Source organism: Spirabiliibacterium mucosae (genome assembly GCF_014884965.1).
Classification (GTDB): Bacteria; Pseudomonadota; Gammaproteobacteria; order Enterobacterales; family Pasteurellaceae; genus Spirabiliibacterium; species Spirabiliibacterium mucosae.
This window is the reverse complement of record NZ_JABTBO010000007.1, coordinates 1-26,803: the sequence shown is the minus strand read 5'-3', so window position 1 is coordinate 26,803 and position 26,803 is coordinate 1. Positions and strand designations below refer to the sequence as shown.

At 48.3% G+C, this 26,803-nt stretch carries 34 protein-coding genes; 4 read left to right on the top strand and 30 right to left on the bottom strand.

The features are described 5' to 3' along the window. Positions 1–10: 10 nt before the first annotated feature. From rplN to HPC37_RS03605, 23 genes are all read right to left on the bottom strand, one after another. Complete coding sequence (gene rplN, locus HPC37_RS03715; RefSeq protein ID WP_208118499.1) at positions 11–382, bottom strand: 50S ribosomal protein L14; 372 nt, start codon at positions 380–382, stop codon at positions 11–13. Between the two features lie 172 nt (positions 383–554). Continuing rightward, the gene (locus tag HPC37_RS03710) at positions 555–1,001 is read right to left on the bottom strand and encodes a pyruvate kinase (protein WP_345789999.1); all 447 of its coding nucleotides are present in this window, start codon (positions 999–1,001) and stop codon (positions 555–557) included. Between the two features lie 2 nt (positions 1,002–1,003). Continuing rightward, a complete protein-coding gene (locus tag HPC37_RS03705) occupies positions 1,004–1,246 on the bottom strand; it encodes a hypothetical protein (protein WP_208121872.1) in 243 nt (80 codons plus the stop codon). A gap of 388 nt (positions 1,247–1,634) precedes the next feature. Then, complete coding sequence (locus tag HPC37_RS03700; protein ID WP_208121871.1) at positions 1,635–2,567, bottom strand: SEL1-like repeat protein; 933 nt, start codon at positions 2,565–2,567, stop codon at positions 1,635–1,637. A 175-nt stretch (positions 2,568–2,742) separates the two neighbouring features. Then, on the bottom strand, positions 2,743–3,432 hold the full coding sequence (locus tag HPC37_RS03695; protein ID WP_208121870.1) for a hypothetical protein: 690 nt from the start codon (positions 3,430–3,432) through the stop codon (positions 2,743–2,745). 23 nt (positions 3,433–3,455) lie between these two features. Further along, positions 3,456–4,316 carry a hypothetical protein gene (locus HPC37_RS03690; protein WP_208121869.1) on the bottom strand — a complete coding sequence of 287 codons (861 nt, stop codon included), beginning with the start codon at positions 4,314–4,316 and terminating at the stop codon, positions 3,456–3,458. Between the two features lie 20 nt (positions 4,317–4,336). Next, a complete protein-coding gene (locus HPC37_RS03685) occupies positions 4,337–4,585 on the bottom strand; it encodes a hypothetical protein (protein ID WP_208121868.1) in 249 nt (82 codons plus the stop codon). A 48-nt stretch (positions 4,586–4,633) separates the two neighbouring features. After that, on the bottom strand, positions 4,634–4,951 hold the full coding sequence (locus HPC37_RS03680; RefSeq protein ID WP_208121867.1) for a hypothetical protein: 318 nt from the start codon (positions 4,949–4,951) through the stop codon (positions 4,634–4,636). Between the two features lie 168 nt (positions 4,952–5,119). Further along, positions 5,120–5,374, bottom strand: coding sequence for a 30S ribosomal protein S17 (rpsQ, locus tag HPC37_RS03675; RefSeq protein ID WP_208118501.1), 255 nt, complete (start codon positions 5,372–5,374; stop codon positions 5,120–5,122). Next, positions 5,374–5,565 carry a 50S ribosomal protein L29 gene (gene rpmC, locus HPC37_RS03670; RefSeq protein ID WP_208118502.1) on the bottom strand — a complete coding sequence of 64 codons (192 nt, stop codon included), beginning with the start codon at positions 5,563–5,565 and terminating at the stop codon, positions 5,374–5,376. The genes rpsQ and rpmC overlap by 1 nt, the downstream gene beginning before the upstream one ends. Further along, the gene (gene rplP, locus HPC37_RS03665; RefSeq protein WP_208118503.1) at positions 5,565–5,975 is read right to left on the bottom strand and encodes a 50S ribosomal protein L16; all 411 of its coding nucleotides are present in this window, start codon (positions 5,973–5,975) and stop codon (positions 5,565–5,567) included. The genes rpmC and rplP overlap by 1 nt, the downstream gene beginning before the upstream one ends. Before the next feature lie 13 nt (positions 5,976–5,988). After that, positions 5,989–6,687, bottom strand: a complete 699-nt coding sequence (rpsC, locus tag HPC37_RS03660; RefSeq protein WP_208120997.1) for a 30S ribosomal protein S3 — start codon at positions 6,685–6,687, stop codon at positions 5,989–5,991. Between the two features lie 10 nt (positions 6,688–6,697). Beyond that, a complete protein-coding gene (rplV, locus tag HPC37_RS03655; RefSeq protein WP_084257848.1) occupies positions 6,698–7,030 on the bottom strand; it encodes a 50S ribosomal protein L22 in 333 nt (110 codons plus the stop codon). An 11-nt stretch (positions 7,031–7,041) separates the two neighbouring features. Beyond that, positions 7,042–7,314: a 30S ribosomal protein S19 gene (gene rpsS / locus HPC37_RS03650; protein ID WP_034615154.1), complete on the bottom strand. Its 273-nt coding sequence runs from the start codon at positions 7,312–7,314 to the stop codon at positions 7,042–7,044. Between the two features lie 24 nt (positions 7,315–7,338). Then, entirely contained in the window at positions 7,339–8,160 is an 822-nt protein-coding gene (rplB, locus tag HPC37_RS03645) for a 50S ribosomal protein L2 (RefSeq protein ID WP_208120998.1), read from the bottom strand. 18 nt (positions 8,161–8,178) lie between these two features. Beyond that, on the bottom strand, positions 8,179–8,484 hold the full coding sequence (rplW, locus tag HPC37_RS03640; protein ID WP_208121866.1) for a 50S ribosomal protein L23: 306 nt from the start codon (positions 8,482–8,484) through the stop codon (positions 8,179–8,181). Next, on the bottom strand, positions 8,481–9,086 hold the full coding sequence (rplD, locus tag HPC37_RS03635; RefSeq protein ID WP_208121865.1) for a 50S ribosomal protein L4: 606 nt from the start codon (positions 9,084–9,086) through the stop codon (positions 8,481–8,483). Before rplD ends, rplW begins: the two co-directional genes overlap by 4 nt. 15 nt (positions 9,087–9,101) lie before the next feature. Beyond that, entirely contained in the window at positions 9,102–9,737 is a 636-nt protein-coding gene (rplC, locus tag HPC37_RS03630; protein WP_208118508.1) for a 50S ribosomal protein L3, read from the bottom strand. Positions 9,738–9,752: 15 nt separating this feature from the next. After that, positions 9,753–10,064: a 30S ribosomal protein S10 gene (gene rpsJ, locus HPC37_RS03625; RefSeq protein WP_001181005.1), complete on the bottom strand. Its 312-nt coding sequence runs from the start codon at positions 10,062–10,064 to the stop codon at positions 9,753–9,755. 270 nt (positions 10,065–10,334) lie between these two features. Further along, positions 10,335–11,738, bottom strand: coding sequence for a glucuronate isomerase (uxaC, locus tag HPC37_RS03620; protein ID WP_208121864.1), 1,404 nt, complete (start codon positions 11,736–11,738; stop codon positions 10,335–10,337). 1 nt (position 11,739) lies between these two features. Next, on the bottom strand, positions 11,740–13,194 hold the full coding sequence (locus HPC37_RS03615) for a mannitol dehydrogenase family protein (RefSeq protein ID WP_208121863.1): 1,455 nt from the start codon (positions 13,192–13,194) through the stop codon (positions 11,740–11,742). Between the two features lie 17 nt (positions 13,195–13,211). Next, entirely contained in the window at positions 13,212–14,522 is a 1,311-nt protein-coding gene (locus HPC37_RS03610; protein WP_208121862.1) for a TRAP transporter large permease, read from the bottom strand. A 9-nt stretch (positions 14,523–14,531) separates the two neighbouring features. Then, positions 14,532–15,026: a TRAP transporter small permease gene (locus HPC37_RS03605; RefSeq protein WP_208121861.1), complete on the bottom strand. Its 495-nt coding sequence runs from the start codon at positions 15,024–15,026 to the stop codon at positions 14,532–14,534. Between the two features lie 215 nt (positions 15,027–15,241). On the opposite strand from HPC37_RS03605, the gene HPC37_RS03600 reads away from it, so the two are divergent. The 3 genes from HPC37_RS03600 to uxuA all read left to right on the top strand — a co-directional run bounded on the left by HPC37_RS03600 (position 15,242) and on the right by uxuA (position 18,241). Next, complete coding sequence (locus HPC37_RS03600; RefSeq protein WP_208121860.1) at positions 15,242–16,222, top strand: TRAP transporter substrate-binding protein; 981 nt, start codon at positions 15,242–15,244, stop codon at positions 16,220–16,222. 65 nt (positions 16,223–16,287) lie between these two features. Beyond that, on the top strand, positions 16,288–17,040 hold the full coding sequence (locus HPC37_RS03595; RefSeq protein ID WP_208121859.1) for an FCD domain-containing protein: 753 nt from the start codon (positions 16,288–16,290) through the stop codon (positions 17,038–17,040). Positions 17,041–17,053: 13 nt separating this feature from the next. Next, positions 17,054–18,241: a mannonate dehydratase gene (gene uxuA, locus HPC37_RS03590; protein WP_208121858.1), complete on the top strand. Its 1,188-nt coding sequence runs from the start codon at positions 17,054–17,056 to the stop codon at positions 18,239–18,241. A gap of 52 nt (positions 18,242–18,293) precedes the next feature. On the opposite strand, the gene serA is transcribed toward uxuA, so the two are convergent. The 7 genes from serA to HPC37_RS10890 form a co-directional block, all read right to left on the bottom strand. Next, positions 18,294–19,526: a phosphoglycerate dehydrogenase gene (gene serA, locus HPC37_RS03585; protein ID WP_208121857.1), complete on the bottom strand. Its 1,233-nt coding sequence runs from the start codon at positions 19,524–19,526 to the stop codon at positions 18,294–18,296. Positions 19,527–19,535: 9 nt separating this feature from the next. Continuing rightward, positions 19,536–20,198 carry a ribose-5-phosphate isomerase RpiA gene (gene rpiA / locus HPC37_RS03580; RefSeq protein ID WP_208121856.1) on the bottom strand — a complete coding sequence of 221 codons (663 nt, stop codon included), beginning with the start codon at positions 20,196–20,198 and terminating at the stop codon, positions 19,536–19,538. Between the two features lie 85 nt (positions 20,199–20,283). Next, positions 20,284–21,438, bottom strand: a complete 1,155-nt coding sequence (gene hemW, locus HPC37_RS03575; RefSeq protein WP_208121855.1) for a radical SAM family heme chaperone HemW — start codon at positions 21,436–21,438, stop codon at positions 20,284–20,286. After that, positions 21,438–22,043: an RdgB/HAM1 family non-canonical purine NTP pyrophosphatase gene (gene rdgB / locus HPC37_RS03570; protein ID WP_208121854.1), complete on the bottom strand. Its 606-nt coding sequence runs from the start codon at positions 22,041–22,043 to the stop codon at positions 21,438–21,440. Before rdgB ends, hemW begins: the two co-directional genes overlap by 1 nt. 3 nt (positions 22,044–22,046) lie before the next feature. After that, a complete protein-coding gene (speB, locus tag HPC37_RS03565) occupies positions 22,047–22,961 on the bottom strand; it encodes an agmatinase (protein ID WP_208121853.1) in 915 nt (304 codons plus the stop codon). After that, complete coding sequence (speA, locus tag HPC37_RS03560; RefSeq protein WP_345789998.1) at positions 22,961–24,733, bottom strand: biosynthetic arginine decarboxylase; 1,773 nt, start codon at positions 24,731–24,733, stop codon at positions 22,961–22,963. The genes speB and speA overlap by 1 nt, the downstream gene beginning before the upstream one ends. After that, the gene (locus HPC37_RS10890; protein WP_235961362.1) at positions 24,730–24,888 is read right to left on the bottom strand and encodes a hypothetical protein; all 159 of its coding nucleotides are present in this window, start codon (positions 24,886–24,888) and stop codon (positions 24,730–24,732) included. Before HPC37_RS10890 ends, speA begins: the two co-directional genes overlap by 4 nt. A 210-nt stretch (positions 24,889–25,098) precedes the next feature. On the opposite strand from HPC37_RS10890, the gene metK reads away from it, so the two are divergent. Beyond that, entirely contained in the window at positions 25,099–26,250 is a 1,152-nt protein-coding gene (gene metK / locus HPC37_RS03555) for a methionine adenosyltransferase (protein ID WP_208121852.1), read from the top strand. Positions 26,251–26,803 lie beyond the last annotated feature (553 nt).

The window sequence follows — 26,803 nt, the reverse complement described above, 5'->3', positions numbered from 1 at the left end:
TGTCTTCTCCTTACACTACTTCTGGAGCCAAAGAAATGATCTTCATAAACTTCTCAGAACGAAGTTCACGAGTCACAGGTCCGAAGATACGTGTTCCGATTGGTTGCTCAGTGTTGTTGTTTAACACCACGCAAGCATTACCATCGAAGCGAATGACTGATCCATCTGGGCGACGAACACCCTTCTTGGTGCGCACCACAACTGCTTTTAAAACATCACCTTTTTTTACTTTACCGCGAGGAATTGCTTCTTTCACAGTAATTTTGATGATATCGCCAATAGCAGCGTAACGACGGTGCGATCCACCTAGAACCTTGATACACATTACGCTACGAGCCCCTGAATTATCAGCAACATCCAGCATAGTCTGTTCTTGGATCATATTAGTGCTCCGTTAAAATAAAAAAACACCCTTTCGGGACGAACCTACCCTTATATACAGTAGGGGCTGGAGTGTACCACAGAACCCGCCCGCCTGGCAAGGGCTTTGTGCGTTTAAAATGAAAAGTGCGGTCGAGCAAGCTGACCGCACTTTTGTATACGCTAAAAACTTATTATTGACTATCTGTGAGTGGAATATCTAGATCAGCCAAAACACGCTTAACCTCATCGTACCATGCTGCGATAACTTTCGAAGTTTCTTTATCATCACCTACGCAAGCCTGCAAAGGCATTCGTCCAGTTGGCAGTTTTCTAGATTTATCTGCCCAATCTAATATACGAATAGGACGACGATAAACAAGCCATTTAGCCATAGATGTATCATTGCGTTCTTCGTAAGCTTTCCCTATAACTTGGACTAATGCAATTAATTGTTTGCCATTTTTTATCGCTACAATATCGTTAATTTGCATATCATCACAAAATTTCCGAATCTGACCACAGGGATCTTTCCACTCGCCCAAGCCAATAAACCGCTTATGTTCTAATAAGGCGGGCACATAATTAGAAAAGTTACGCTCCTCGCCTCCATGCATTTGCATATGCCATAACTTAAGCACTATTATCCCTCAATCGCCATTCTAAAAACATCTTCAATGGTGTAGTCACATACTTTTTGTGCTTCACGTATTTGCTTATTCGTTAAAAGTTTTTCATTACGCTTAGCATCAAAGCATGGTACTACCGTAGTTAGTATGCCTCTATACATTAAATTTCCTCTATCCTCTTTTAAAGTTAATGCTACAAGATGGTTATAGTGCTCAACTGCATTTGGTAATAAAGGAAATTCATTGTATATGTGCATTTTTTTATAATCATCTAAACTATAATTTTTTTAATTTCATCTTTTGTCATGTCAGCACTAACAGCCATTGATGCTGTTGCCAGCATTACAATACCAATAAGATGTTTTACCATTTGTTTTTCATATAAAATTTTCCTATAACTCACAATTAATTTAGCAATAGATGTTTGTTTACTCTGTAAAGAGTAAACAACAAGGAGTATACTCCTTGAATTTTTTAGAAATCATATGGATATTAATGAGATAGAGATAGATTGTGAATTTATATCGAGATGATGAAGTGTGAGCTACAGCACACTTTTGTCAAGGGCGGTATCAAGGTAAAGTGCGGTCAAGGGCATAAAAAACCGCACTTTAAAAGTGCGGTTTTTGCTGGAGGTTTTATCGGCTATTGCACGCCGCGTTCGTTGAGCATGCGGTAGCGATCACAGCCGTGTTGTTTGCCTGTGTCGCACGCCTGCCCGTAGTAGGCTTTGGCTTGAGAGAGATTTCTACTGACGCCTTCGCCATTTTCATAGGCCACACCGAGATTGAAAAGCGCGTCGCCATTGCCTTGGGCGGCGGCTTTTTGATACCAAAACAGAGATTGGTTGTAGTCTTGTTTCACACCACGACCGAGTGCGTAGGCCACACCAAGATTGAGTTGTGAAACTGCCTCGCCTTGTTGCGCCGCTTTTTGATACCACTTGAACGCTTGGACATAATCTTGTTTAAGCCCGCGCCCCTGTGAGTAGGCCACTCCAAGATTGTGCTGTGCGCCGGCTTCACCTAGCTCGGCCGCTTTGGCATACCACTTCGCTGCTTGGGCAAAATTTTGTTGCACGCCTAGGCCCATATCATACATCATGCCAAGGTTAAATTGTGCCACGGCTACACCTTGGTCAGCGGCTTTTTGCGTCCATTCCAACGCTTTTTGATAATCTTGTTGCACGCCACGGCCTTCGCGATACAAACTCCCAAGATTATATTGTGCGGACTCATCGCCTTGCTCGGCGGCTTGGGTGTACCATTTCACGGCTTCAGCTAGGTTTTCTTTTACGCCAAGCCCTTTGTCATACATCACGCCGAGGTTAAATTGCGCTGCGGTGTAGCCTTTGTCTGCCACTTTTTTGAACCATTTGAACGCTTGCGCGTAATCTTGTTTAACGCCACTGCCGTGGAAATACATCAAGCCAAGTTCAAATTGCGCGTTGACATCTCCTTGCTCGGCTTGCTTGAACGTGGTGTTGAAATCCGCCAGCGGCTGGGCGTGCGCCATTGATGACAGGGCGACGAGAACAGTAGCGAAAAAAACGGCTAATCGTGCTTTAACTTTTTTCATGGTGTTTTATCCTCTCGGCATCATTTGAATAGCCCCAAACGCAGGGACACGTCGATGGTTCAACAGAAAGAAAAATTAACATCAGCTTAACATAAGGCGGTGATTTTGAAAATATCACGCAAAGGCATGACATAAAAAACCGCACTTTAAAAGTGCGGTTTTGTGTTACGAAACACTAAATAAGTGTACGAATAAACTCACCAATTGCTTGTATAGCGCAATTGCGCTGTAAGCCGCGTGGTCGATTCGGAAAAGGCAGAACAACAATCACCGTGCCATTATCATTGCGTTTCCAGCGGACAGACAGCTGTTCAATTTCAAGCTCTGTAAACGGCAGATTGTTATCTGAGAATGCACGATCAAAATCCGCGTGATAACTTTTAGCAAAACACAATATTAATTTGGGTTGATAGCGCAAGACATCCGATTTTATTCTTGGGAAGCGATATTCTCGACACCAATTGAGGTATTCATCCTTATTCTGAAACCCTAAAAGTGCGGTCAAACCATTGTGCCAATGTGCGGGATCTGTGTCTTGAAAGCTGAGCGGGAACAGATTCATTTTCAAATAACCTGTTTTTGCCCCTTTCATCCAAACCCGATGAGTGCGTGCAAACGCATCATAGTTTTCGACCTCTCCACCTGCTATTACACACAGTATTTTACACACCACTCTATCGTAAGGTTGCGTACAATTTTCCCTTTCTTCTTCAAACCCACCAATCGTCTGCCATTCTTTGCTCTCGATATACGATTGCAACTCTTGCGTGCTCATCCCGCCACCCCATTCAATGCCACAGCACCAAATAGCGGGATTTTGTTTTGAGCCAATATCACCACCGTTATAACCAGAATAGCCAATCAAGAAATCCTGCATCGTATTGGGCGTTATGAAGGCTTTTTTTCTGATTCCTCCCTATGGTGCAAGCTCGCCTGAATCTGTTGAATATACATATCCAGTTCTGCCGCAATGTCTTTGATTAAACGATCGCGCTTACGAGGGTTTTTTAACAGTGCAAACGCCGGGGATTCCAGCGTCCAGAAATCAAGTTTATTATGATCAAACCACTTCCATGCGAACCAAGCTGGTGAAGATTGAAACGCCTTGACCGTCGAAATCGCATCTTCGATGAGCGCATTTTCCTCATTCTCAACGTGACGTAATACGCCATAATAAAATTCATTCTCTAGCTCAATTCTGAATAATACAGGTATGCCACTTTCCAAATGATAAATCGGGAATTGTATACCGTAGTAACGATGGCGATTGCGTGAACGCGCATAATACTGATTAACATCAAATGAAAAGTCTTTCTTCTCAAACGCATATCCGCGTTCCATCAACTGAGCTTGCAATCCATTCCAGAAATAATTTTGTAATTCACGGCTGTCAACCTCTTTTGTATCGACAAAGAGATCGCAGCTTTCGAGCAACTCCGTGATGGTTTGCGCAGCAATGGGCTTACTAGACTGACTGTAAAGATCTTCTTTTAAAATGGCAACAATATCAAATAGTTCAGTTGCAATTCGAGTATAAAATTGCGGTAATACTTTTTGTTTATTGGCGCCCTCTTGCTCAAAATCGTTCAATACTTGGATAATTTCGGTAACTTTTTTAAAAATCGCATGTGTGTTTTTTTCTGAAGTATGTAACTGAACATAACCCAGTTCAAATAAAAGATCTTTGAGCTCATCAATGGTTTTTTCGGCATTACCTTGTTTAGTGGCGATAGTAATTTCACCATCCATAATAATTTGCTTGAGATTATTCAAAAAGTTATGATAAACCTCTTGTTTTTCTCAAACACTAATAAACTTTTATCACGTTTCTCTTCGCTAGCCGATTGCCCATTGAGCAAAAATACGGTAATAATAGCCGTCACTACAACACCAAATAACGTGCCCGTTATCTGAATAGGCAGTGTCTCCGCCTCTAGTGTTTTAAACATAACTGACACAATTAAAAAAGCAATAGTACAAATGGCAATACCATATAACCATTTATTTTCTTGTTTCATTTCTTTATTCTCTCACAAAAAAGCTATGCAAATTGCATAGCTTTATCACTACCACAAACTCAACACTAATTGCCCAAATGCGACCAAAATAGGCTGTCCATTCATGTCATAAGAATTTTGCGATGTCGCATTATATCTTGGCTTAATGACAGTCCCTACTTTCTCCCAAGTGTTAGATGGCGTAGCATGGTATTTGGGTTTTAGGTAACGGCCATCAAATTCCCACGTGTTTTCAGGTGTCGCATGATATTTAGGTTTTAAATAACGCCCATCAAATTCCCATGTATTTTCGGATGTTGCATGATATTTAGGTTTAAGAACTCTGCCATCACAAACCCAATCTGAAGGAAGTGTAATCTTTAACATATTGACACCTATAATTTTTTTCAGTAAGACCTTAGTTGTTATGTCAATAACAACTAAGGAGCAGTATACTGCTCGCGTTTTGATGCCAATAAAAATAAAAGTGCGGTCAAAGACATAAAAAAACCGCACTTTAAAAGTGCGGTTTTGTGTTACGTTGGTAGAAAAGGATTAGATAATCGCTTTTTCTACAACACGAACTAAAGTCCAAGATTTGGTTTTAGAAATTGGGCGACATTCGCGAATTTCTACCCAATCGCCTGCTTTAGCTTCGTTGTTTTCATCGTGAACGTGTAGTTTCGTTGTGCGACGGATAAACTTTCCATAGAGTGGATGTTTAACCATGCGCTCAATTGCGATAGTGAAAGATTTGTCCATCTTGTCACTGATTACACGACCTTGTACTGAACGAATTTTATCAGTCATTACTCACCCGCCTTTTGTGTTAAGACAGTTTTGATTCGTGCGATATTACGGCGCACTTGTTTCAACTGATGGGTTTGTTGAAGCTGACCGGTGGCTGCTTGCATACGCAACTTGAATTGCTCACCTAACAAGTTAACCAATTCAGCATTCAGCTCTTCAACACTTTTAGTTTGTAGTTCTTGAGCTTTCATTACATCACCGTCTTAGTTACGAAGGTTGTCTTGATTGGCAGTTTAGCCGCCGCTAATGCGAACGCTTCACGTGCAATCTCTTCAGACACACCATCCATTTCATATAGTACTTTACCCGGTTGGATCAAGGCTACCCAGTACTCAACGTTACCTTTACCTTTACCCATACGGACTTCCAATGGTTTTTCAGTAATTGGTTTATCTGGGAAAATACGAATCCAGATTTTACCTTGACGTTTAACAGCACGTGTCATGGCACGACGAGCGGCCTCAATTTGACGCGCAGTTAAACGGCCACGGCCAACTGCTTTTAAACCATAAGTACCGAAACTCACTTCAGTACCTGCCGCTAATCCACGGTTACGACCTTTGTGAACTTTACGGAATTTTGTACGTTTTGGTTGCAACATTTATTCAATCTCCTTATTTACGGCCTTTACGCGCTTTTTTAGGTTGCGCTTCAGGCTGTTCAGATTGCATAACTGCAGCCATTCCACCAAGAATCTCACCTTTGAAGATCCACACTTTTACGCCGATAACGCCGTAAGTTGTGTTTGCTTCAGCAGTGTTATAATCGATGTCTGCACGTAATGTATGCAAAGGCACGCGACCTTCACGATACCATTCAGAACGTGCAATTTCTGCACCACCTAAACGACCGCTTACTTCCACTTTGATGCCTTGAGCACCTAAACGCATTGCGCTTTGTACCGCACGTTTCATGGCGCGACGGAACATTACACGGCGTTCTAATTGTGAAGCAATGCTTTCTGCAACTAATTTTGCATCAAGTTCAGGTTTTTTCACTTCTGTGATGTTGATTTGCGCAGGAACACCAGTGATTTCTGCTAACTTGTTACGAAGTTTTTCAACATCTTCGCCTTTTTTACCGATAACGATACCCGGACGAGCTGTGTGAATAGTTACACGAATACTCTTAGCCGGACGCTCGATGTCAATGCGAGAAACAGAGGCATTCGCTAATTCTTTGTTCAAGAATTTACGTACTTTGAAATCGCTTTCAAGGTTGTCGGCGAAATCTTGTGTATTCGCAAACCAGGTTGATGTCCAAGGTTTAACAATACCGAGGCGAATACCATTAGGATGTACTTTTTGACCCATTGCTATTCTCCTACTTATCAGACACAACCACAGTGATGTGGCTTGTACGTTTTAAAATACGATCTGCGCGACCTTTAGCACGTGGCATTACACGTTTCATGCTAGGACCTTCGTCAACGAAGATTTTAGCAACTTTAAGATCATCGATATCTGCACCGTCATTATGCTCGGCGTTGGCAATGGCTGATTCTAAAACTTTTTTCACCAAAGCAGCTGCTTTTTTGTTGGTGTAAGTCAAAATTTCAAGCGCTTGCGCAACGTTTTTACCGCGAATAAGATCCGCAACTAAGCGAGCTTTCTGAGCTGAAGTGCGAGCGAAACGATGTTTTGCAATAGTTTCCATCTTTTACTTCCTTACTTAGCTTTCTTATCTGCGGCGTGGCCGCGGTATGTACGAGTCGGGGCAAATTCACCCAATTTGTGACCGATCATTTCATCGGACACAAAAACAGGAACGTGCTGACGACCATTATGGACGGCGATGGTCAATCCGATCATTGATGGAATGATCATTGAACGACGGGACCAAGTTTTAATTGGTTTTTTATCCCCGCTTTCCACCGCTTTCTCTACCTTCTTCAGCAAGTGTAGGTCAATAAAAGGACCCTTCTTGAGAGAACGTGGCATGGTTTATCCTCTTAATTTAAATAATTATTTACCACGGCGACGTACGATATATTTATCAGTACGTTTGTTGTGGCGTGTTTTCTTACCTTTGGTTTGAACGCCCCAAGGTGTGACTGGGTGTTTACCAAAGTTACGACCTTCACCACCACCGTGCGGGTGATCTACCGGGTTCATTGCAGTACCACGCACTGTTGGGCGAACGCCTCTCCAGCGGTTAGCACCTGCTTTACCTAACACACGAAGCATATGCTCGGAGTTACCAACTTCACCGATAGTTGCATGACATTCAGATAACACTTTACGCATTTCGCCTGAACGAAGACGCAATGTGACATAGTTACCTTCACGTGCAATAATTTGTACATAAGCACCCGCAGAACGAGCGATTTGACCACCTTTACCAGGTTTTAATTCAACGTTATGTACAGTGGTACCAACAGGGATATTACGCATTGGTAATGAATTACCAACTTTGATTGGCGCATGTGAACCTGCTTGTACTTGATCGCCTGCGCTAAGACCTTTTGGTGCAAGGATATAACGACGTTCACCGTCTTTATAAAGCACCAATGCGATGTTTGCGCTGCGATTTGGATCATATTCAAGACGCTCAACAGTGCCTGGCACATCTAATTTATTGCGTTTGAAGTCAATAATACGATAGTGTTGTTTGTGACCACCACCGATGTGACGGGTTGTAATACGTCCAAAATTGTTACGACCACCTGTTTTAGATTTAGTATCCAACAGTGGCGCATAAGGTTTACCCTTGTGTAGCTCAGGGTTAACCACTTTAACTACGTGACGACGACCAGCGGAGGTCGGCTTACATTTAACGATAGCCATTATTTTCTACTCCTCTGATTACTCTGCGGCACCGTCAAGAAAATCTAATTCTTGACCTTCTTGTAAAGTGACATATGCTTTTTTCCAGTCACTACGACGACCCATACGAGCACCATGGCGTTTAGTTTTACCTTTCACCACAACGGTACGTACAGAGTCCACTTTCACTTCAAACAGTTTTTCAACTGCAGCAGCGATTTCAACTTTGTTGGCATCTTTCGCTACTTTGAAAACGATAGTGTTTGACTGCTCAGCATTGTTAGTAGCCTTTTCAGAGACATGTGGTGCTTTGAGCACTTTTAGCAAACGTTCTTCTAGAATCATGCCAACATCTCCTCAATTTGCTTCACAGCATCAACAGTGACAACCACTTTTTCAAAAGCAATCAAGCTCACCGGATCGATTGTTTGCGCATCACGAACGTCTACTTTGTAGAGGTTACGCGCCGCTAAGAATAGATTTTCGTCTAATTCTGCTGTGATGATCAGCACATCTTCCAGTGCCATCTCTTTTAATTTTTGAACTAAAACTTTCGTTTTTGGCGCATCAACTTCGAATTTTTCCACCACAACCAAACGGTCTTGACGAACTAATTCAGACAAAATGCTTTTGATTGCACCACGATACATTTTTTTGTTCACTTTTTGGCTGTGATCTTGTGGCTTAGCCGCAAAAGTCACACCACCAGAACGCCAGATAGGGCTTTTCACGTTACCAGAACGCGCACGACCTGTACCTTTTTGACGCCATGGTTTTTTACCTGAACCTGCTACTTCAGCACGAGTTTTTTGTGCACGAGTACCTTGGCGAGCACCTGCTGCATAAGCAACAACAACTTGGTGAACCAACGCTTCGTTAAACTCACGTCCGAAGGTAGTTTCAGAAACAGTCAATGCACTTTGTGCATCTTTAGTCACTAATTCCATTCCTATCTCCTAGACTTATGCTTTTGCTTTAACAGCGGGTTTAACAATTAAATCACCACCAGTGGCACCTGGGACAGCACCTTTCACTAATAGCAATTTACGTTCGGTATCGACACGAACCACTTCCAGTGATTGAACGGTTACACGCTCAGCACCTAAGTGACCGGCCATCTTTTTGCCTTTAAATACACGGCCTGGTGTTTGGTTTTGACCAATTGAACCAGGAGCACGGTGAGACAAAGAGTTACCATGCGTTGCGTCTTGAGTACGGAAGTTCCAACGTTTCACAGCACCTGCAAAACCTTTACCTTTTGACGTACCTGTAACATCAACTTTTTTAACGTCTGCGAAGACATCAACATTAATTTCTTGACCAAGAGTGAATTCTTCATCACCGTTGGTACGGAATTCCCATAAACCGCGGCCAGCTTCAACACCTGCTTTAACGAAATGACCTGCTTCAGGTTTAGTCACACGCGATGCTTTTTTAGCACCAGTAGTAACTTGGACTGCGCAGTAGCCATCTGTTTCAAGGGTTTTCACTTGAGTCACACGGTTGGCTTCGATTTCGATGACAGTAACTGGAATAGACACGCCGGCTTCAGTGAAGATGCGGGTCATACCAACTTTACGACCGATTAAACCAATCATTGTAATAACCTCTTATTAACCTAGGCTGATCTGCACGTCAACACCGGCAGCCAGATCCAAACGCATAAGCGCATCAACTGTTTTTTCGGTTGGTTCAACAATATCAACCAAACGTTTGTGCGTGCGAATTTCGTATTGATCACGCGCGTCTTTATTAACGTGTGGTGAAATCAATACAGTGAAACGCTCTTTGCGGGTCGGCAATGGAATTGGACCACGTACTTGAGCACCTGTGCGCTTTGCTGTTTCTACGATTTCCGCAGTGGATTGATCGATCAGGCGATGATCAAACGCTTTCAAACGGATACGGATTCTTTGGTTCTGCATGAGACCAGAGCTCCACTTTAAAAATAAGATAATAAAAAAACCGACACCTCAGTTTCGCCTCTTAAAATGCAAAATGAAGTGCGATTAAGCCATATTTAGTTCCACAATCGGGAACATTGTTGATAAAGCCTGCGCTTTACCCATTTGGTAAATGATTACACCAAATGACTTCACGAAGAAGTTTGGGGATTATACTCAACCCTCGCCTTGATTGCAAGGCTTTTATCACAAAAAGCAAAGTGCGGTCGCACCGCACTTTGCCTATGCCGCTTATTTAAAATACCCTTTCGCGTTGTTAAAGCAGATATTTTGCACCATGTTGCCCAGCAGCGCGATGTCGTTCGGAGCTTCGCCGTTGACCACCCAGCTGCCGATCAGCTCGCAGAGAATGCGGCGGAAGTATTCATGGCGAGTGTAAGAGAGGAAGCTGCGCGAGTCGGTCAACATGCCGACAAATTGGCTCAGCAAGCCCAGTTGCGAGAGCTGCTGGAGTTGGCGCTGCATGCCGTCTTTTTGGTCGTTGAACCACCAGCCCGAGCCAAATTGGATTTTGCCGGCACAGCTGCCATCTTGGAAGTTGCCGATCATGGAAGCGATCATTTCGTTGTCGCGTGGGTTGAGGCAATACAAAATGGTGCGCGGCAGCTGATTAGTTTGGTCAAGGCTGTCGAGCAAGCTTGAGAGATTTTCAGCAAAAGTGCGGTCGCCAATGGAATCAAAGCCGCTGTCAGGCCCCAGCAACTTATACATCCGCGTGTTGTTGTTGCGCAGTGCGCCGATATGCATTTGCAGCACCCAGTTGCGCTTGTGATACTCGCGCCCTAAAAAAACATAAAGTGCGGTTTGGTATTGCGCAATTTCAAGCTCGCTCAGCGCCTCGCCATTTAAGCGCTGGGTGAGAATGCGATCGAGCACGCTTTCCTCTGGCACAGGGGCAAAACGGACAATTTCCATGCCGTGGTCGGCAGATTTACAACCGCACTTTTCAAAGTGCTCAAGGCGAATTAGCAGCGCTTTTTTGAGGTCAGCGAAAGTGCGAATGACCACATCCGCCGCCTCGCCCAGGGCGGTGAGGTAGTCAGCAAAATTCGGCAGCTCAATTTTCACCGCTTTGTCTGGCCGCCAGCTTGGCACCACATCAATGGCAAAAGTGCGGTCTTGCGCCAGCACTTGGTGATGCTCAAGGCTGTCGATCGGGTCATCGGTGGTGCCCACCAGTGCCACGTTCATCTGTTGCATAATGCCGCGCGCGCTGAATTCTGGCGTTTGCAGCATAGCGTTGCACTCCTGCCAAATTGTCGGCGCGGTGTCGGGGTTGAACAGCGTATTCGTGATGCCAAACGGACGCTTGAGCTCAAGGTGCGTCCAGTGATAAATCGGGTTGCCGATGCACAGCGGCACCGTTTTGGCAAACGCCAAATATTTGTCATAGGCGCTCGCGCTGCCGGTGATGCACTGCTCATCAATGCCCGCGGTGCGCATGGCGCGCCATTTGTAGTGATCGCCGGCCAGCCATATCTCGGCCATGTCGGCAAATTGATGATCTTGCGCGATCAATTTGGGGTCAAGGTGGCAGTGGTAGTCAAAAATCGGCATCGGCGCGGCATAGTCGTGATACAGGGTTTTTGCCACCGCACTTGAGAGCAAAAAATCGTCATCCATAAACGCTTTCATGTTATTCTCCTTGTGTCAGGTAATGGGCCACTGTCGCCTTCGCGCCACGCTCGAGCAGCATGGCGTAGGCCGCTTTCACCGCATTAACAAAGTGCGGTTCGCGCTGCAATGCCCCTGGGAATATCGCGGATAAATTCAGCAATTCATCGACCATCCCCTCGCCAAGACCGCACTTTTGATAAATTTCAGCAAATTGCGCCGCCATTGGGTCATGCACCTCAAAGGCCTCGCCTTGCTCATTCACGCCCGCCACATAGCGACACCAGCCCGCCACGCCTAATGCTAATAGTGAGAAATCAGAGCCTTTAGATAAATGATAGCTGATCGATTCCAGCATCCGCGGTGGCAATTTTTGGCTGCCGTCGGTGGCAATTTGGTAGGTTTGGTGCTTCAAACTCGGGTTGGTGAAGCGTGCAATCAGCAAATGCGCATAGCTGTCTAAATCGGTGCCCTCAGGCATGCTTAGAGTCGGCGCCTGCTCTTTAAGCATTAACTTCAGCGCCGCCGCGCGATAGTTGTCATCTTGCATGGTGTCTGAAATGTGTGCGTAGCCGCCGAGGTAGCCAAGATAGGCCAAAAACGAATGGGCGCCGTTAAGCATGCGCAATTTCATCTGCTCAAATGGGCGCACGTCATCCACCAATTGGGCGCCAGCGAGCTCCCACTGCGGGCGTTGATTGTCGACAAAATGGTCTTCCACCACCCATTGCAGGAAGTCTTCACACGCGATGCCGCATGGGTCTTCATGGCCCAAAATTGTGGCAATTTGCTCGAGTGTTTCAGGGGTTGCCGCCGGCACAATGCGGTCAACCATGGTGCACGGGAACGGCACATTTTGCTCAATCCATTGGGAAAGCGCAGGGTCGATTTTTGCCGCCAGTTGCACAACCGCACTTTTGGCTTTGGCGCCGTTTTCCATCACGTTATCGCACGACATCACCGTAAACGGCGCGATCCCACGCTCACGGCGCAGCATCAACGCACGCACAATATAACCGAGCGCCGATTGCGGCTGCTCGATGTTCGCCAAATCCTGTTTCACATACGAGTTATTCAAATCCAACTTGCCGGTGCTCGGGTCAATGCAGTAGCCTTTTTCGGTGATGGTCATCGACACAATCGCAATCTCAGGGTCGGCCATTTTTTCTAGCACCGCACTTTGCCCGTCGAGTTCGGGGTGGAGCGCCTGGCAAACTGCATTAATGCGCTTTAACGTATTCGTGTCTTGGCCTTTTTCCAGCACGCTGTATTGCAGCTCTTGCGCTTTCAAATCCGCAATCAACTGCTCGCCACCGACGAGATTCACCTCACAATAGCCCCAATCACTGTCGGATTTGCGCGCCACTTCATCGGCAATCAACGCCTGATGCGCACGGTGAAACGCCCCAAAACCGAGATGCAAAATCCGGCTCTTCAACTGCGATTTAGGATACCCAATGTCTTCAATCTTATTCATAATCTGTCCTTAAGCCATTACAACGGCATATAATCAAGTAGCACTTTTGGTAAAATCAAACTCAAATCTGGGATAAAGGTGACCAAAAGCAAGGTTAAAATCATCACGATAAAAAATGGAATCAGCGGTTTAAGCACTTTGTCAATGCTCACGCCGCCCACCGAGCAGCCGACAAACAAGGCGCTGCCCACCGGCGGCGTGCAAATACCGATACACAGACTAAATGTCATAATAATCCCGAAATGAACAGGGTCAACCCCAATATCGCTGGCGATCGGCAAGAAAATCGGGGTGAAGATCAACACCGCCGGCGTCATGTCCATAAATGTACCAATCACAAGCAAAATGCCAACAATCACCGCCATGATCACAATTGGGCTGTCGGAAATGTAGTTCAATGCGTCTTGAATCAAAAACGGAATATCCGCATTCGCCATCGCCCATGACATGCCTGATGAGGTGCCAATCAGCAGCAAAACAATGGCTGTGGTGATGCCTGAGTTCATGATAATCACAGGCAGCTCTTTGAGTTTGACCTCACGATAAATCACCACCGCCAAAATAAAGGTGTAAACCACCGCAATGGCTGAGGCCTCGGTGGCGGTGAAGATGCCTGCAATAATCCCGCCGATCACAATCACAATCAACAACAGTGATGGCATGGCGTCTAAAAACTTCCACAACACCTCTTTGCACGGCGGCAGTGCCTCAACAGGGTAATTGCGGCGTTTTGCGATAAAACCCGCCACCAGCATAATGCCCAGCCCCATCAAGATGCCAGGAACGTAGCCGGCTAAGAATAGCGCTGAAATGGAGGTGCCGCCTGAAACTAAAGAATACACAATCAAGGTGTTGCTTGGCGGAATCAAAAGCCCCGTTGGGCAGGAAGTGATGTTGACCGCTGCAGAGATCTCAGGGTCATAGCCGTCTTTCTTTTGCAGTGGGGACATAATGCCACCCATCGCCGCCGCGGAGGCCACGGCAGAGCCTGAAATGGAGCCAAACATCATGTTCGCCAACACGTTGCAGTGAAACAGCGAGCCTGGCAATTTGGCACCAAGCACTTTGGCCAGTGCAATTAACCGCCGCGCGATGCCGCCGCGGTTCATGATGTTGCCAGCTAAAATAAAAAACGGAATCGCCAGCAAGGCAAAGTTATCCAGCCCTGAGGCCAGCTTTTGGGTGATAACGGTAATTGCCATGTCGCTTGGCATGCTCATTGAAATGGTAATCAATGTCGCAATCGCGATAGCAAAAGAGATCGGCACGGACAGTGCCAACATAACAGCAAAGCTGCCGAAAAGGGTTAAAATAATCGTCCATTCCATAACAGCACCTTAAATTGGTTGACCAATTGTTGTCAGTGATCGTATTTTTTGCACAAAATCAATCGTGAGATAAAACAGCATAATCAGGCCAGATATTGGCAAGCAGAGATAAACCAAGCCCATGTCAATGGCCAAAGAAGGGGAAATTTGCCCGCTGACATGGGTATCCCACGCCAGTTCGCCACCGCCATAAATGAGAATATAGGCCGCAAAAAAGATCATCAGGGATAAAATCAGCAACTCTAACAAAACTTTCTTTCTGCCCTCGGTTTTCATCAGCAATAAATCAATGGCCAAATGCTGCTTCAACCCCGTGGCGTGCGCGGCGCCAATCAGCCCCACCCACATAAATAAAAAACGTGCCAGCTCGTCTGTGACAATACTCGGCGCCCCTAAAACATAACGCGAGATCACCTGCCAGACGACGCAAAACACCAGTAATACCGACAGCGTGACAGAAAACACCATCATGCAGCGGTTCATAAAATTGACAGCTCTATCCATAGTTTTTCCACTCAAGTTGAGAAACACGTCGTCATTGTAGGAGCAAGGGGGCATTTAGAAAATAGACACAGATCACACTTTTTAAATTGGAATGCCAATTTATATTTTTTATGTGACGATGGTCACAATAATGACAGAATTTATTTGCGTGCGAAGCAAAATAACCGCAATATCGGCATACCAATTTTATATTCACAACCAAAAAAGGGGATTGTATGAAACGTTCTAACTTGATGAAAACCATGCTTGCGGGTTTTGCGTTGACTTTTGCCGCCAGCAGTGTCTATGCCAGTGTCACTTTAAAACTCAGTCATAATCAAAACCGCTCTCACCCTGTGCATGCCGCATTGGATTTCTTTGCCAAACGCACCGCTGAGCTCAGTGGGGGTGATTTAAAAATCCGCGTTTACCCAGATGCACAATTGGGTTCACAACGTGAATCGCTCGAATTGGTACAAAAAGGCGTGCTTGGCTTGGCAAAATCCAACGCTGCCGAATTAGAAGCCTTCGCGAAAGATTATGGCGTGTATAACCTGCCATATCTCTTCAACAGCAAAGAGCAATATCACAACGTGATGAAAAGTGAGATTGGTGAAAAAATCCTACAAGCCTCACGCGACAGCGGCTTTATCGGCATTGCCTATTTGGATGCCGGCGCACGCAGTTTTTACGCCAAAAAACCGATTAAAACCCCACAAGATTTAAACGGCTTAAAAGTGCGGGTGCAACCAAGCCCAACCGCCGTGAACATGGTGAAAGAGCTCGGCGGCAACCCAACTCCGTTGGCCTATGGCGAACTTTATACCGCACTTCAACAAGGCGTGGTGGACGCGGCTGAAAATAACATTCCGTCATACACCTTAAGCCGTCACAGCGAAGTGGCCAAGTTCTTTAGCCAAGATGAACACACCATGGTGCCCGATGTGTTGGTGATCTCCACCAAAGTGTGGGACAGCCTGCCTGAAAAAGACCAACAAGCGGTGAAACAAGCGGCCAAAGAAGCGACCGAAAAAATGAGTGAGTTGTGGGTGGAATCCGAAAATAAACAACGCGAAAGTGCGGTCAAACAAGGTGTGGAATTCATCGAAGTTGACAAAGCACCGTTCAAAGAGGCTGTTGCGCCAATGTACACCGAGCTTGAGAAAAATAATCCTGAGCTATTTAAATTGGTTGAACAAATTCGCGCAGTGAAATAACGGTGCAAAATATGGTAACATTTGGTTAGACCAATTCTAACCCTTTGTTACCATAAGGTTGACCCATGACAGCTAAACAGGAGTTTCGCTCTTATAAAAAAATCGGTGAAATGCTTAAGCAAAAACTGGCTTCAGGGCTTTACGCCATTGGCGATCGCCTGCCGCCTGAGCGCGATTTTGCCGATGAATTGAATGTCAGCCGCACGGTGATCCGTGAGGCCATGATTATGCTTGAGCTAGAAGGCTTGATTGAAATTCGTAAAGGCTCTGGCAGCTATGTTGTTGCGCTGCCAAGCCAAACGTCACACGCAAGCCATTACGCGGGCGACATCGGCCCATTTGAGCTGTTGCAAGCTCGCCAATTGCTTGAAAGCAGCATTGCTGAGTTTGCCGCCATTCAGGCTAATCGCTCGGATATTGCCAAGCTCAAAGCGATTTTAACGCGCGAACACGCCACCCTTGAGCATGGTGATGAAGACTACATTGCTGATAAAGATTTTCATATCGCGATTGCGGAAATCACGCAAAATGAAGCATTGATTCGGCTGCAGAAAAACCTTTGGCGCTATCGCACCGACAGCCATATGTGGAAGGCGCTACACTCGCACATTCCCAACCAAAACTATCGTGTGCTGTGGCTGGCAGACCACCAAAATATCATCAATGCCATTCAGCGCAAAGACCCTGTCGCCGCCAAAAGGGCGATGTGGCAACACATTGAAAATGTGAAACAAAAACTGTTTGAGCTATCAGACATCGACGACCCAAATTTTGATGGTTATTTATTTAATATAAACCCCGTTGCGGTGGGGATTTGATTGGAGAAAGATTATGGAACAAACATGGCGTTGGTATGGCCCCAGTGATCCAGTGAGCTTAAGCGATATTCGCCAAGCGGGGGCAACGGGCATTGTGACCGCACTTCATCATATTAAAAACGGTGAGGTGTGGCGCGTGGAGGAAATTGAAAAGCGCAAAAAAGCAGTGGAAGACGCGGGTCTCACCTGGTCGGTGGTGGAAAGTGTGCCGGTGCACGAGGAGATTAAAACCCAAACAGGCAACTATCAAACTTGGATTGAAAATTACAAACAAACCCTGCGCAATTTGGCCAAGTGCGGTATCGACACCGTGTGCTACAACTTTATGCCAGTGCTGGATTGGACACGCACTGATTTGGCCTATGAGTTGCCCGATGGCTCGCGCGCGTTGCGTTTTGACCAAATTGCGTTTGCCGCTTTTGAAGTGCATATTTTAAAACGCCCAGGTGCCGAAGAAAGCTACACTGAGCAAGAGCTGGCGCAAGCCAAAACTTATTTTGACAACATGAGCCAAGCCGATATTGACCAGCTCACCCGCAATATTATCGCAGGCCTCCCTGGTGCGGAAGAGGGCTACACCTTGGCCGAGTTTCAAGCCCAGCTTGACCGCTACAAAGATATTTCGCCTGACAAATTCCGCGAGCACTTGGCGCATTTTTTAAATGAAATTATCCCTGTTGCGCAAGAAATGGGTATCAAAATGGCAGTGCACCCCGACGACCCGCCACGCCCAATTCTAGGCCTGCCGCGCATTGTCTCCACCATTGAGGATATGCAGTGGTATGTTGACACCCAGCCGCTGCCGGCCAATGGGTTCACCATGTGCACTGGCTCCTACGGCGTGCGCTCCGACAACGATTTGGTGGAAATGACCAAGCGCTTTGCCGATCGCATCTATTTTGCGCATTTGCGCTCCACCTGCCGTGAAGAAAACCCGCTGTCATTCCATGAAGCGGCGCACTTGCAAGGCGATGTGGATATGTTCAACGTGGTTAAAGCGCTGCTTGATGAAGAGTACCGCCGTTTGGGTGATGGTCAAACACGCCTTATCCCAATGCGCCCTGACCACGGCCACCAAATGCTCGACGACCTGCACAAAAAGACCAATCCGGGCTACTCAGCCATCGGCCGCCTCAAAGGCCTCGCCGAATTCCGCGGACTGGAGCTGGGCTTGAAAAAAGTCTTTTTTGATCAAAAATAAAAGTGCGGTCAACAAAAACCCGCCAGCTGGCGTGTTTTTTATCGTTAGCACATTAAAACAAGACGCGGGCTTTGATGGTGCCGTCAATGGCACGCAGTTGTTGCAAAATGTCGCGGCTGTTGTCGGTTTCCACATCAATCACCACATAGCCGATTGCAGGGTCGGTTTGCAGGTATTGCGAGGCGATGTTGACATTCGCGTGGGTGAAAATTTGGTTGATTTTGTTCAGCACACCTGGGCGGTTGTGGTGAATGTGCATCAACCGTTTCGCTTGGTTATGAGTTGGCAACGACACTTCAGGGAAGTTGACCGCAGAAAGGGTTGAGCCGTTGTCGGAATATTTCACCAATTTGTTCGCCACCTCAGCGCCGATATTTTCCTGCGCTTCAGAGGTTGAGCCGCCGATGTGTGGGGTCAAAATCACGTTATCAAACGCGCGCAGTGGTGATTCAAACGGGTCATTAATCGAGGCCGGCTCTGTTGGGAACACGTCGATGGCCGCACCAAAGAGTTTTTTCGCCTCCAAGGCTTGGGTTAAGGCGTCGATGTCCACCACGGTGCCACGGGCGGCATTGACCAAAATCGCACCTGGCTTCATTTCACTGAGACGTTGCGCGTCAATCAAATTTTTGGTGCTTTCGTTTTCAGGCACGTGCAGCGAGATGATGTCGCAGTGATTTAAAAGTGCGGTCATGCTGCCCATTTGTTGCGCGTTGCCCAGCGGCAGTTTGTTTTCGATATCGTAGAAAAACACCTGCATCCCGACCGATTCCGCCAGCACACTCAACTGCGAGCCGATGTGGCCGTAGCCGATGATGCCGAGCTTTTTGCCGCGCACTTCATGGCAGCCCGTGGCTGATTTGTTCCACACGCCGCGGTGCACTTCGGCGTTGGCTTTGGGCACGTTGCGCATCAGCAATAAAATTTCCCCCAGCACCAATTCTGCCACCGAGCGGGTGTTGGAAAAAGGCGCGTTGAACACAGGAATGCCGCGCGCTTTGGCGGCGGCTAAATCCACCTGGTTGGTGCCGATGCAAAAGCAGCCTACGGCGATCAATTTTTTGGCGTGCGCAAGCACTTCCGCGGTCAAATGGGTGCGCGAGCGGATGCCCACAAAGTGCGCATCTTTAATCGCTTCAATCAAATCGGCGTCATCAAGCGCCTTTTTGTGATATTCAATGTTGGTGTAACCCGCCTCGTGCAGGCAGTCAACCGCACTTTGGTGTACCCCTTCTAGCAACAAAACTTTGATTTTATCTTTGTCGAGTGAGACTTTCGCGCTCATGATGTATCCTTAGTCTGTAATGACTTTTGCCCCGTCAGGTGTGCCAACAATCACCACATCCGCGCCACGCAGCGCAAAAATGCCGTTTGTCACCACGCCAGCGAGGTTATTTAATGTTTTTTCCATTTCCATCGGTTGCATAATTTTGAAATTATGCACATCCAAAATCACATTGCCGTTGTCGGTCACCACACCTTCGCGGTATTCCGGCGCGCCGCCGAGGGCGACGATTTGGCGAGCCACATAAGAGCGCGCCATCGGGATGACCTCCACCGGCAGCGGGAAGGTTGAACCGAGCACATCCACTTGCTTGCTTTGATCCACAATGCAGACAAACCGCTTGGCCAGCGCCGCCACGATTTTTTCACGCGTGAGTGCCGCGCCACCGCCTTTGATCATCATGTTTTGTGGATTAATTTCGTCCGCACCGTCGATATACACGTCAAGGCTGGTGACTTGGTTAGCGTCAAACACCTCAATGCCAAGCGCACGCAGCCGCGTTTCAGAGGCTTTTGAGGCGGCCACCGCGCCTTCAATTTGGTTGGCGATTTTGCCCAGCTCATCAATAAAACAGTTGACGGTCGAGCCACTGCCCACGCCGACAATGCCGCCATTGGGCACAAACTCAATGGCCGCTTTGGCGGCTTGAATTTTCATTTCTTGCTGATTCATCTGCGCTCTCCTTCTTGTGTTATCTTACCCTCTTTGCGGGATTGTTCAATCAAATTAGATTAACATTCAAGTGCTAAAATTTTCATCATTCGGTTAAAAACAAGGCCAGCAGCTCGTTTAAAAACAGTGCGCCGTGGCGTGTCAGCTGCCAGTGGTGCTCGCTTATCGTGATATAGCCTTGGGCTTGCGCCTGCGCCATCAAAGGCGTAATCTCGCCTGCAGAAATGCCCGTGAACTGCTCAAACTCGGTCTTTGGGCACGGCTCAAGCAGGCGAAAGCGGTTCATAAAAAATTCAAACGTGCGGTCAGCGCGCGCGACCGCACTTTGTTGATAAAGATAATTGCCCTGCAAATAGCCTTTCGGGTGCTTGGTTTTGCTAAAGCGAATGATTTCACCGTCAGGAAAGGTGATTTTGCCGTGGGCGCCGCAGCCGATGGCTAAATAATCACCAAAACGCCAATAATTGAGGTTATGCTGGCATTGAAAGTGCGGTTTGGCATAGGCCGAGGTTTCGTATTGCTGATAGCCGTGGGCGGTGAGCAGCTGATGCCCTTGCTCAAAAATCGCCCACAAGTCGTCGTCATCGGGCAGCGTGGGCGCGCGCGAGGCAAACTGGGTGTTGGGCTCGATGGTGAGTTGATACCACGACAAGTGCGGTGGCGCGAGGGCAATTGCTTGGCGCAAATCATCAAGTGCTTGCTCAGGGGTTTGATTGGGCAGGCCGTGCATTAAATCGAGGTTGAAACTGCGCACGCCGCAGCGTTTGGCCATCGCCACCGCCGCAATGGCCTCTTGCGCGTTGTGAATGCGCCCCAAGCGTTTGAGCTTGTCGTCATCAAAACTTTGAATGCCCATCGACAGGCGCGTCACGCCCGCGCGCGCATAGCCGTTGAAGCGCTCCGCCTCGGCGGTGCCGGGGTTGGCCTCCAGGGTGATTTCAATATCGGGGGCAAAAGGCACCTGCGCGCGAATGCCGTCAAGCAGCCGCGCAATGCCTTCAGCGGAGAACAAGCTCGGCGTGCCGCCGCCGATAAAGATGGATTGCAAAGTGCGGTTTTGCGCATAGTGCCTGTCGGCGTGCAAATCCTGCAGCAAGTGGTCGATGTAAGCCGCTTCAGGAATCTCGCCGCGCAGGCCGTGGGAGTTGAAATCGCAATAAGGGCACTTTTGCACACACCACGGGATGTGGACGTACAAACTCAGCGGCGGCAAACTCACAGGGCTGCGCTCTATTGGCATTACGCGCCCACACCTGTGAGCTGGCTTTTCAGGCTGTCGAGCGCCTTGCCGCGGTGGGAGAGCGCGTGTTTTTCATCTAACGACAACTGAGCAAAAGTGCGGTTTTTCGATGGGTAGAAAAACAGCGGATCGTAGCCAAAGCCGTTGTCGCCTTGCAGCGCGCGCGCGATTTCACCGACACACTCACCTTGGGCGATAATCGGGTTTGGGTCTTCAGCGTGGCGTAAAAAGACAATCACGCTGACAAACTTCGCCTGCCGCTGGCCGTCGGGGACATCACGCAACGCTTGCAATAATTTGGCGCAGTTGTCGCTGTCGCTGGCCTCTTCCCCCGCGTAACGGGCGGAATAGAGCCCTGGCGCACCATTGAGTGCAGCCACCACCAAGCCTGAATCATCGGCAATCGCCGGCAGGCCACTTTGGGCGGCGGCATGGCGGGCCTTTTTCAGCGCATTTTCGACAAAGGTGAGGCCATCTTCCACCGCACTTTCAATCCCAAGTGCGGTTTGTGACACCACCTCAAAACCGAGCGCGCCAATCGCGCTGGCCATTTCCCGCACTTTGCCCGCGTTGCCGGTGGCGAGCACCACTTTTTGTTTGCTCATCGGTTATCCTTGGCTGGCTTGCAAATAGAGCATCTCCAGCGCCAGCGTGGCGCCCGCTAATGCTGTGATTTGCGATTGATCAAAGGCAGGCGAAACTTCTACAATGTCCATGCCAACAATGTTCACACCTTGCAATTGGCGCAAAATTTTCAAGATTTTATCCGGCGTCATGCCGCCAATCACCGGCGTGCCCGTGCCAGGAGCGTAGGCCGGGTCAAGGCAGTCGATATCAAACGTGAGATAAACGGGCATGTCCCCCACAGTTTGTTTGATTTTGGCCACAATCTCCGCCGCGCTCATGTCATTCGCTGTTGGCGCATCGAGCACGGTGAACGGCAAAGTGCGGTCAAACTCGGTGCGGATGCCAATTTGAATCGAGCGTGCGGCATCAATCAAGCCCTCTTTCGGCGCATGGTAGAACATCGTACCGTGGTCGTAATCACTGCCGTTGTCGTAGGTGTCGGTGTGCGCGTCAAAATGGAGCAACGCCAGCTTGCCAAAGTGCTTGGCGTGGGCACGCAGCAGCGGCAAGGTGATGAAGTGGTCGCCGCCGAAAGTTAAGCATTTTTTACCGCACGTTAACAGTTGGCTGGCGTGCTGTTCGAGCTTTTGCACAAAATCGGCGTTGTCGCCAAAGGCATAAACCAAATCGCCGCAGTCTTCAATCTTCAAGCGCTCGCGCACGTCGAAATCCCACGGGAAGCGGCAATGCTCCCACGCCAAATTCACCGACGCACGGCGAATGGCCTCCGCGCCTGAGCGAGTGCCCGCGCGCCCTGAAGTGGCTTGGTCAAACGGCACGCCGGTGATGACCCAATCGGCATTGCCCTCATAAGGCGAGAAATTAAGCGGCAGGCGCAAAAAGCCAAAATTGTTCGACACCAGAGAAATGTCTTCAGCGTGGTTTAAGGTGTTCATTACTCTTCCTCCAAGTAGGTGTAGCCGTTGAGGCCGCTTTCCAACTCTTGCAAAAACTTCAAGCCCTCGGCGGCGGAGAGGTTGGATTGCTCGATTTGCTCACGGTAGTCGTTAATCAATTTTTGCGGGTTGAGGTAAACATACTCCAGCATATCCGCCACCGTGTTGCCCTCGTCAAAATCGGAGATCATAATCTCGCCGTTGTCGTCGAGCAACACGTCGATGGTGCTGGTGTCGCCAAACAAGTTGTGCATATTGCCCAAAATTTCTTGATAAGCGCCGACCATGAAAAAGCCCAGCAATGGCGGCTCGTCCTCTTCGTAATACGGCAGCGGCATAGTGTTGGCAATGCCGTCGCCGTCAATGTAGCTTTTGATCATACCGTCACTGTCGCAGGTGATATCCAGCACCAGCGCGCGACGCTCGGTTGGCTGGTTGAGGTTGGTCAGCGGGCAGACGGGAAACAATTGGTCAATCCCCCACGCATCCGGCAGGGATTGAAACAGTGAAAAATTGACATAAAGCTTATCAGCAAAGCGCTCCTGCAGCTCGTCGATCACGCCGCGGTGGAAGCGGTGTTTTTCATCAAACATATTGCCGATTTCATGGCAAATGTTGAGATAAAGCTGCTCCGCCCACGCGCGCTGCTCGAGGTTGAGAATGCCAACGTTGTATTGGTTGTGCACATCGCTTAAGTCAAATTGGCTCTCGTGCACCCAGCTGCGCAGCGAGCGCTTCTCGCGGGACTCAAACACATCGCACCAAGTCTCCCACATGCTGTGCAGCACGCGCGGCGCGTCTTCCGCCGGTGGCGAGAGGATTTGATCTTTAAAGCGCTCCACCCCAATCACGTTGGAAATCAGCACCGCGTGGTGCGCTGTCACCCCACGGCCCGATTCGGTGATGATGGTCGGGTGCGGCAAGCCGTGCTCTTCACACGCCTGCCCAATGCCCCACACCACGGTTTCGGCGTATTCCGACAGGCTGTAATTGACAGAGTATTCCGATTGAGTGCGGTTGCCTTCGTAATCCACGCCCAAGCCGCCGCCCACATCAAAGCAGTTGATGTTCACGCCGAGTTTGTGCAGCTCCACATAAAAGCGCGCGCTTTCATGCACGCCGGTGGCCACATCACGAATATTACCCAGCTGCGAGCCGAGGTGAAAGTGCAACAATTGCAGGCTGTCGAGCTGATCGTGGCGTTTTAAAATAGCCACCAGTTCCAGCACTTGTGTGGCTGAAAGGCCGAACTTGGATTTATCGCCGCCTGAGGATTGCCATTTGCCTTTGCCTTGCGACACCAAGCGTGCGCGCACGCCTAAGCGTGGCTTGACGTTGAGCTTTTTCGCCTCTTCAAGCACCAGCTGGATTTCAGAGATTTTTTCAATCACCAAATAGACTTTGTGCCCGAGTTTTTCGCCCATTAAGGCATAGCGGATGTATTCACGGTCTTTATAGCCATTGCACACAATCACGGTGCGGGTGGCGCCCGCGTGCGCCAGCACCGCCATGAGTTCGGCTTTTGAGCCCGCCTCCAGCCCCAAGGTTTGCTTGGAGTTGATCAACGATTCAATCACGCGGCGATGTTGGTTGACTTTGATCGGATACACCAAAAAGTAATCGCCTTGATAGCCAAAATTCTCGCGCGCATTTTTAAACGCGTTATTAATTGAGCACAAGCGGTGCTGCAAAATCTGCGGGAAGCAAAACAGCGTCGGCAAGGTGCTGCCTTTTTCGGCCTGTGCTTTGGCAATCAGCTGCGTGAAAGTCACCCGCTTTTCTTTTGTTGCGGATTTGGGCAGACATACATCTCACCGTCGTCGTTCACGCCAAAATAGCCAATGCCCCAATAATCAATGTTATACACATCCCGCACCAAGTCGTTGTTGTGTTCAAAGGTTAGCTTTCTTTCTTCAACTGTTGCCATCTCAAGCATTCTCCCATGCGCTCAAGGCTGCCTGCGCAGCGTAAAAAACGTGTTCTAGTATAGCCAAATTGACCGCACTTTTGCATAAAAAAGCGTGTCATTCGTAATAAAAGTTGCTATTATAGCCGTCTAGATGTTTATCTATCCAAATTAATTACCCGTGTGGCCCAAAAGGACAACAAAAGTGCGGTCACACCAAAAGGAAACACTATGTCAAACTACTTATTCACCTCAGAGTCCGTCTCTGCTGGGCATCCTGATAAAATTGCCGACCAAATCTCTGATGCGGTGCTCGACGCCATCATCGAGCAAGACCCAAAAGCGCGCGTGGCGTGTGAAACCTACGTGAAAACTGGCATGGCGCTGGTTGGCGGGGAGATCACCACCTCCGCGTGGGTGGATATCGAACACATCGCCCGCCAAGTGATTTGCGATATTGGCTACACCTCCTCTGCCATGGGCTTTGATGGGCGCTCATGCGCGGTGCTCAATGGCATAGGCAAGCAATCGTCTGACATCAACCAAGGCGTTGACCGTGCAGACCCGTTAGACCAAGGCGCCGGCGACCAAGGCATTATGTTTGGCTACGCCACCAACGAAACCGACGTGCTGATGCCCGCGCCAATCACCTACGCCCACCGCTTGATGGAGCAACAAGAAAAAGTGCGTAAAGACGGCACATTACCGTTCCTGCGCCCGGATGCCAAAAGCCAAATCACCTTTTTGTATGAAGACAATAAAATCAAAGGCATCGACGCGGTGGTGCTCTCCACCCAGCACGCAGAAGACGTCAGCCAAGCGGATATTTATGAAGGCGTGATGGAAACCATCATCAAACCAATTTTGCCAAGCCAGTGGTTGTCGGCGCACACCAAATATTTCATCAACCCAACCGGGCGCTTTGTGATCGGCGGGCCGATGGGTGACTGCGGCCTCACAGGGCGCAAAATCATTGTCGATACCTACGGCGGTGCCGCACGCCACGGTGGTGGCGCCTTCTCAGGCAAAGACCCCTCAAAAGTAGACCGCTCAGCAGCCTACGCAGCGCGCTATGTGGCGAAAAACATTGTGGCTGCAGGCTTGGCCGATCGCTGTGAAATTCAGCTGTCCTACGCCATCGGTGTGGCAGAGCCAACCTCGATTATGGTGCAAACCTTCGGCACTGCGAAAGTGAGTGAGGACTTGCTGGTGAAATTGGTGCGGGAATTCTTTGACCTGCGCCCATACGGGTTGATTAAGATGTTGGATTTGATTCAACCTATCTACCGCGAAACCGCCACCTACGGCCACTTCGGCCGCGAGCAATTCCCGTGGGAAAAAACCGACCGCGCCACAGAACTGCGCCAAGCCGCAGGGCTATAAAATCAACGTGCGGTCAAAACCACCTCCGGGTGGTTTTTTCTTGTTCTCTTTTATAACGCCGTTATCGCGTTTTCTTTCCTTGTTTTCTTTCATGACTCCGTCATCACGCTACGGTTTCGCCGTTGGCGACTTCCTTTCTTTGCTCGCCCAAAAAAATCGGGGAAAGAAAGGGCGTTGCCATTTTTAAGGAAATCTCGCTTGTTGGGAATTTCTACGTCGCATTTAATACAGGCGCTTAAATGCTTCCTTGAAATTCATCCAACCGCTCCATTTCCGCGCGAAAAATGGCGGATCGAACTACGACATTCAGTGTTTTGTAGATCAAAGTGCGGTTTCAACGTTGCTTTAAAAGTGCGGTGACCGCACTTTACCTTTTTGAAAAACGAGCCTTGAACATCCACCCGCCCCGGAATAAGATGCTGAGCGTGTGCCTAAAGTGCTAGGCGAGTGAGGGTTTGATCCCGAGCGAGCCGTAGCAATTTGGCGCTAAGCGAATATCTTATGGACAGGGGCAAATGTCGTTTCTTTGCTTCCTTTCTTTGGACAAGCAAAG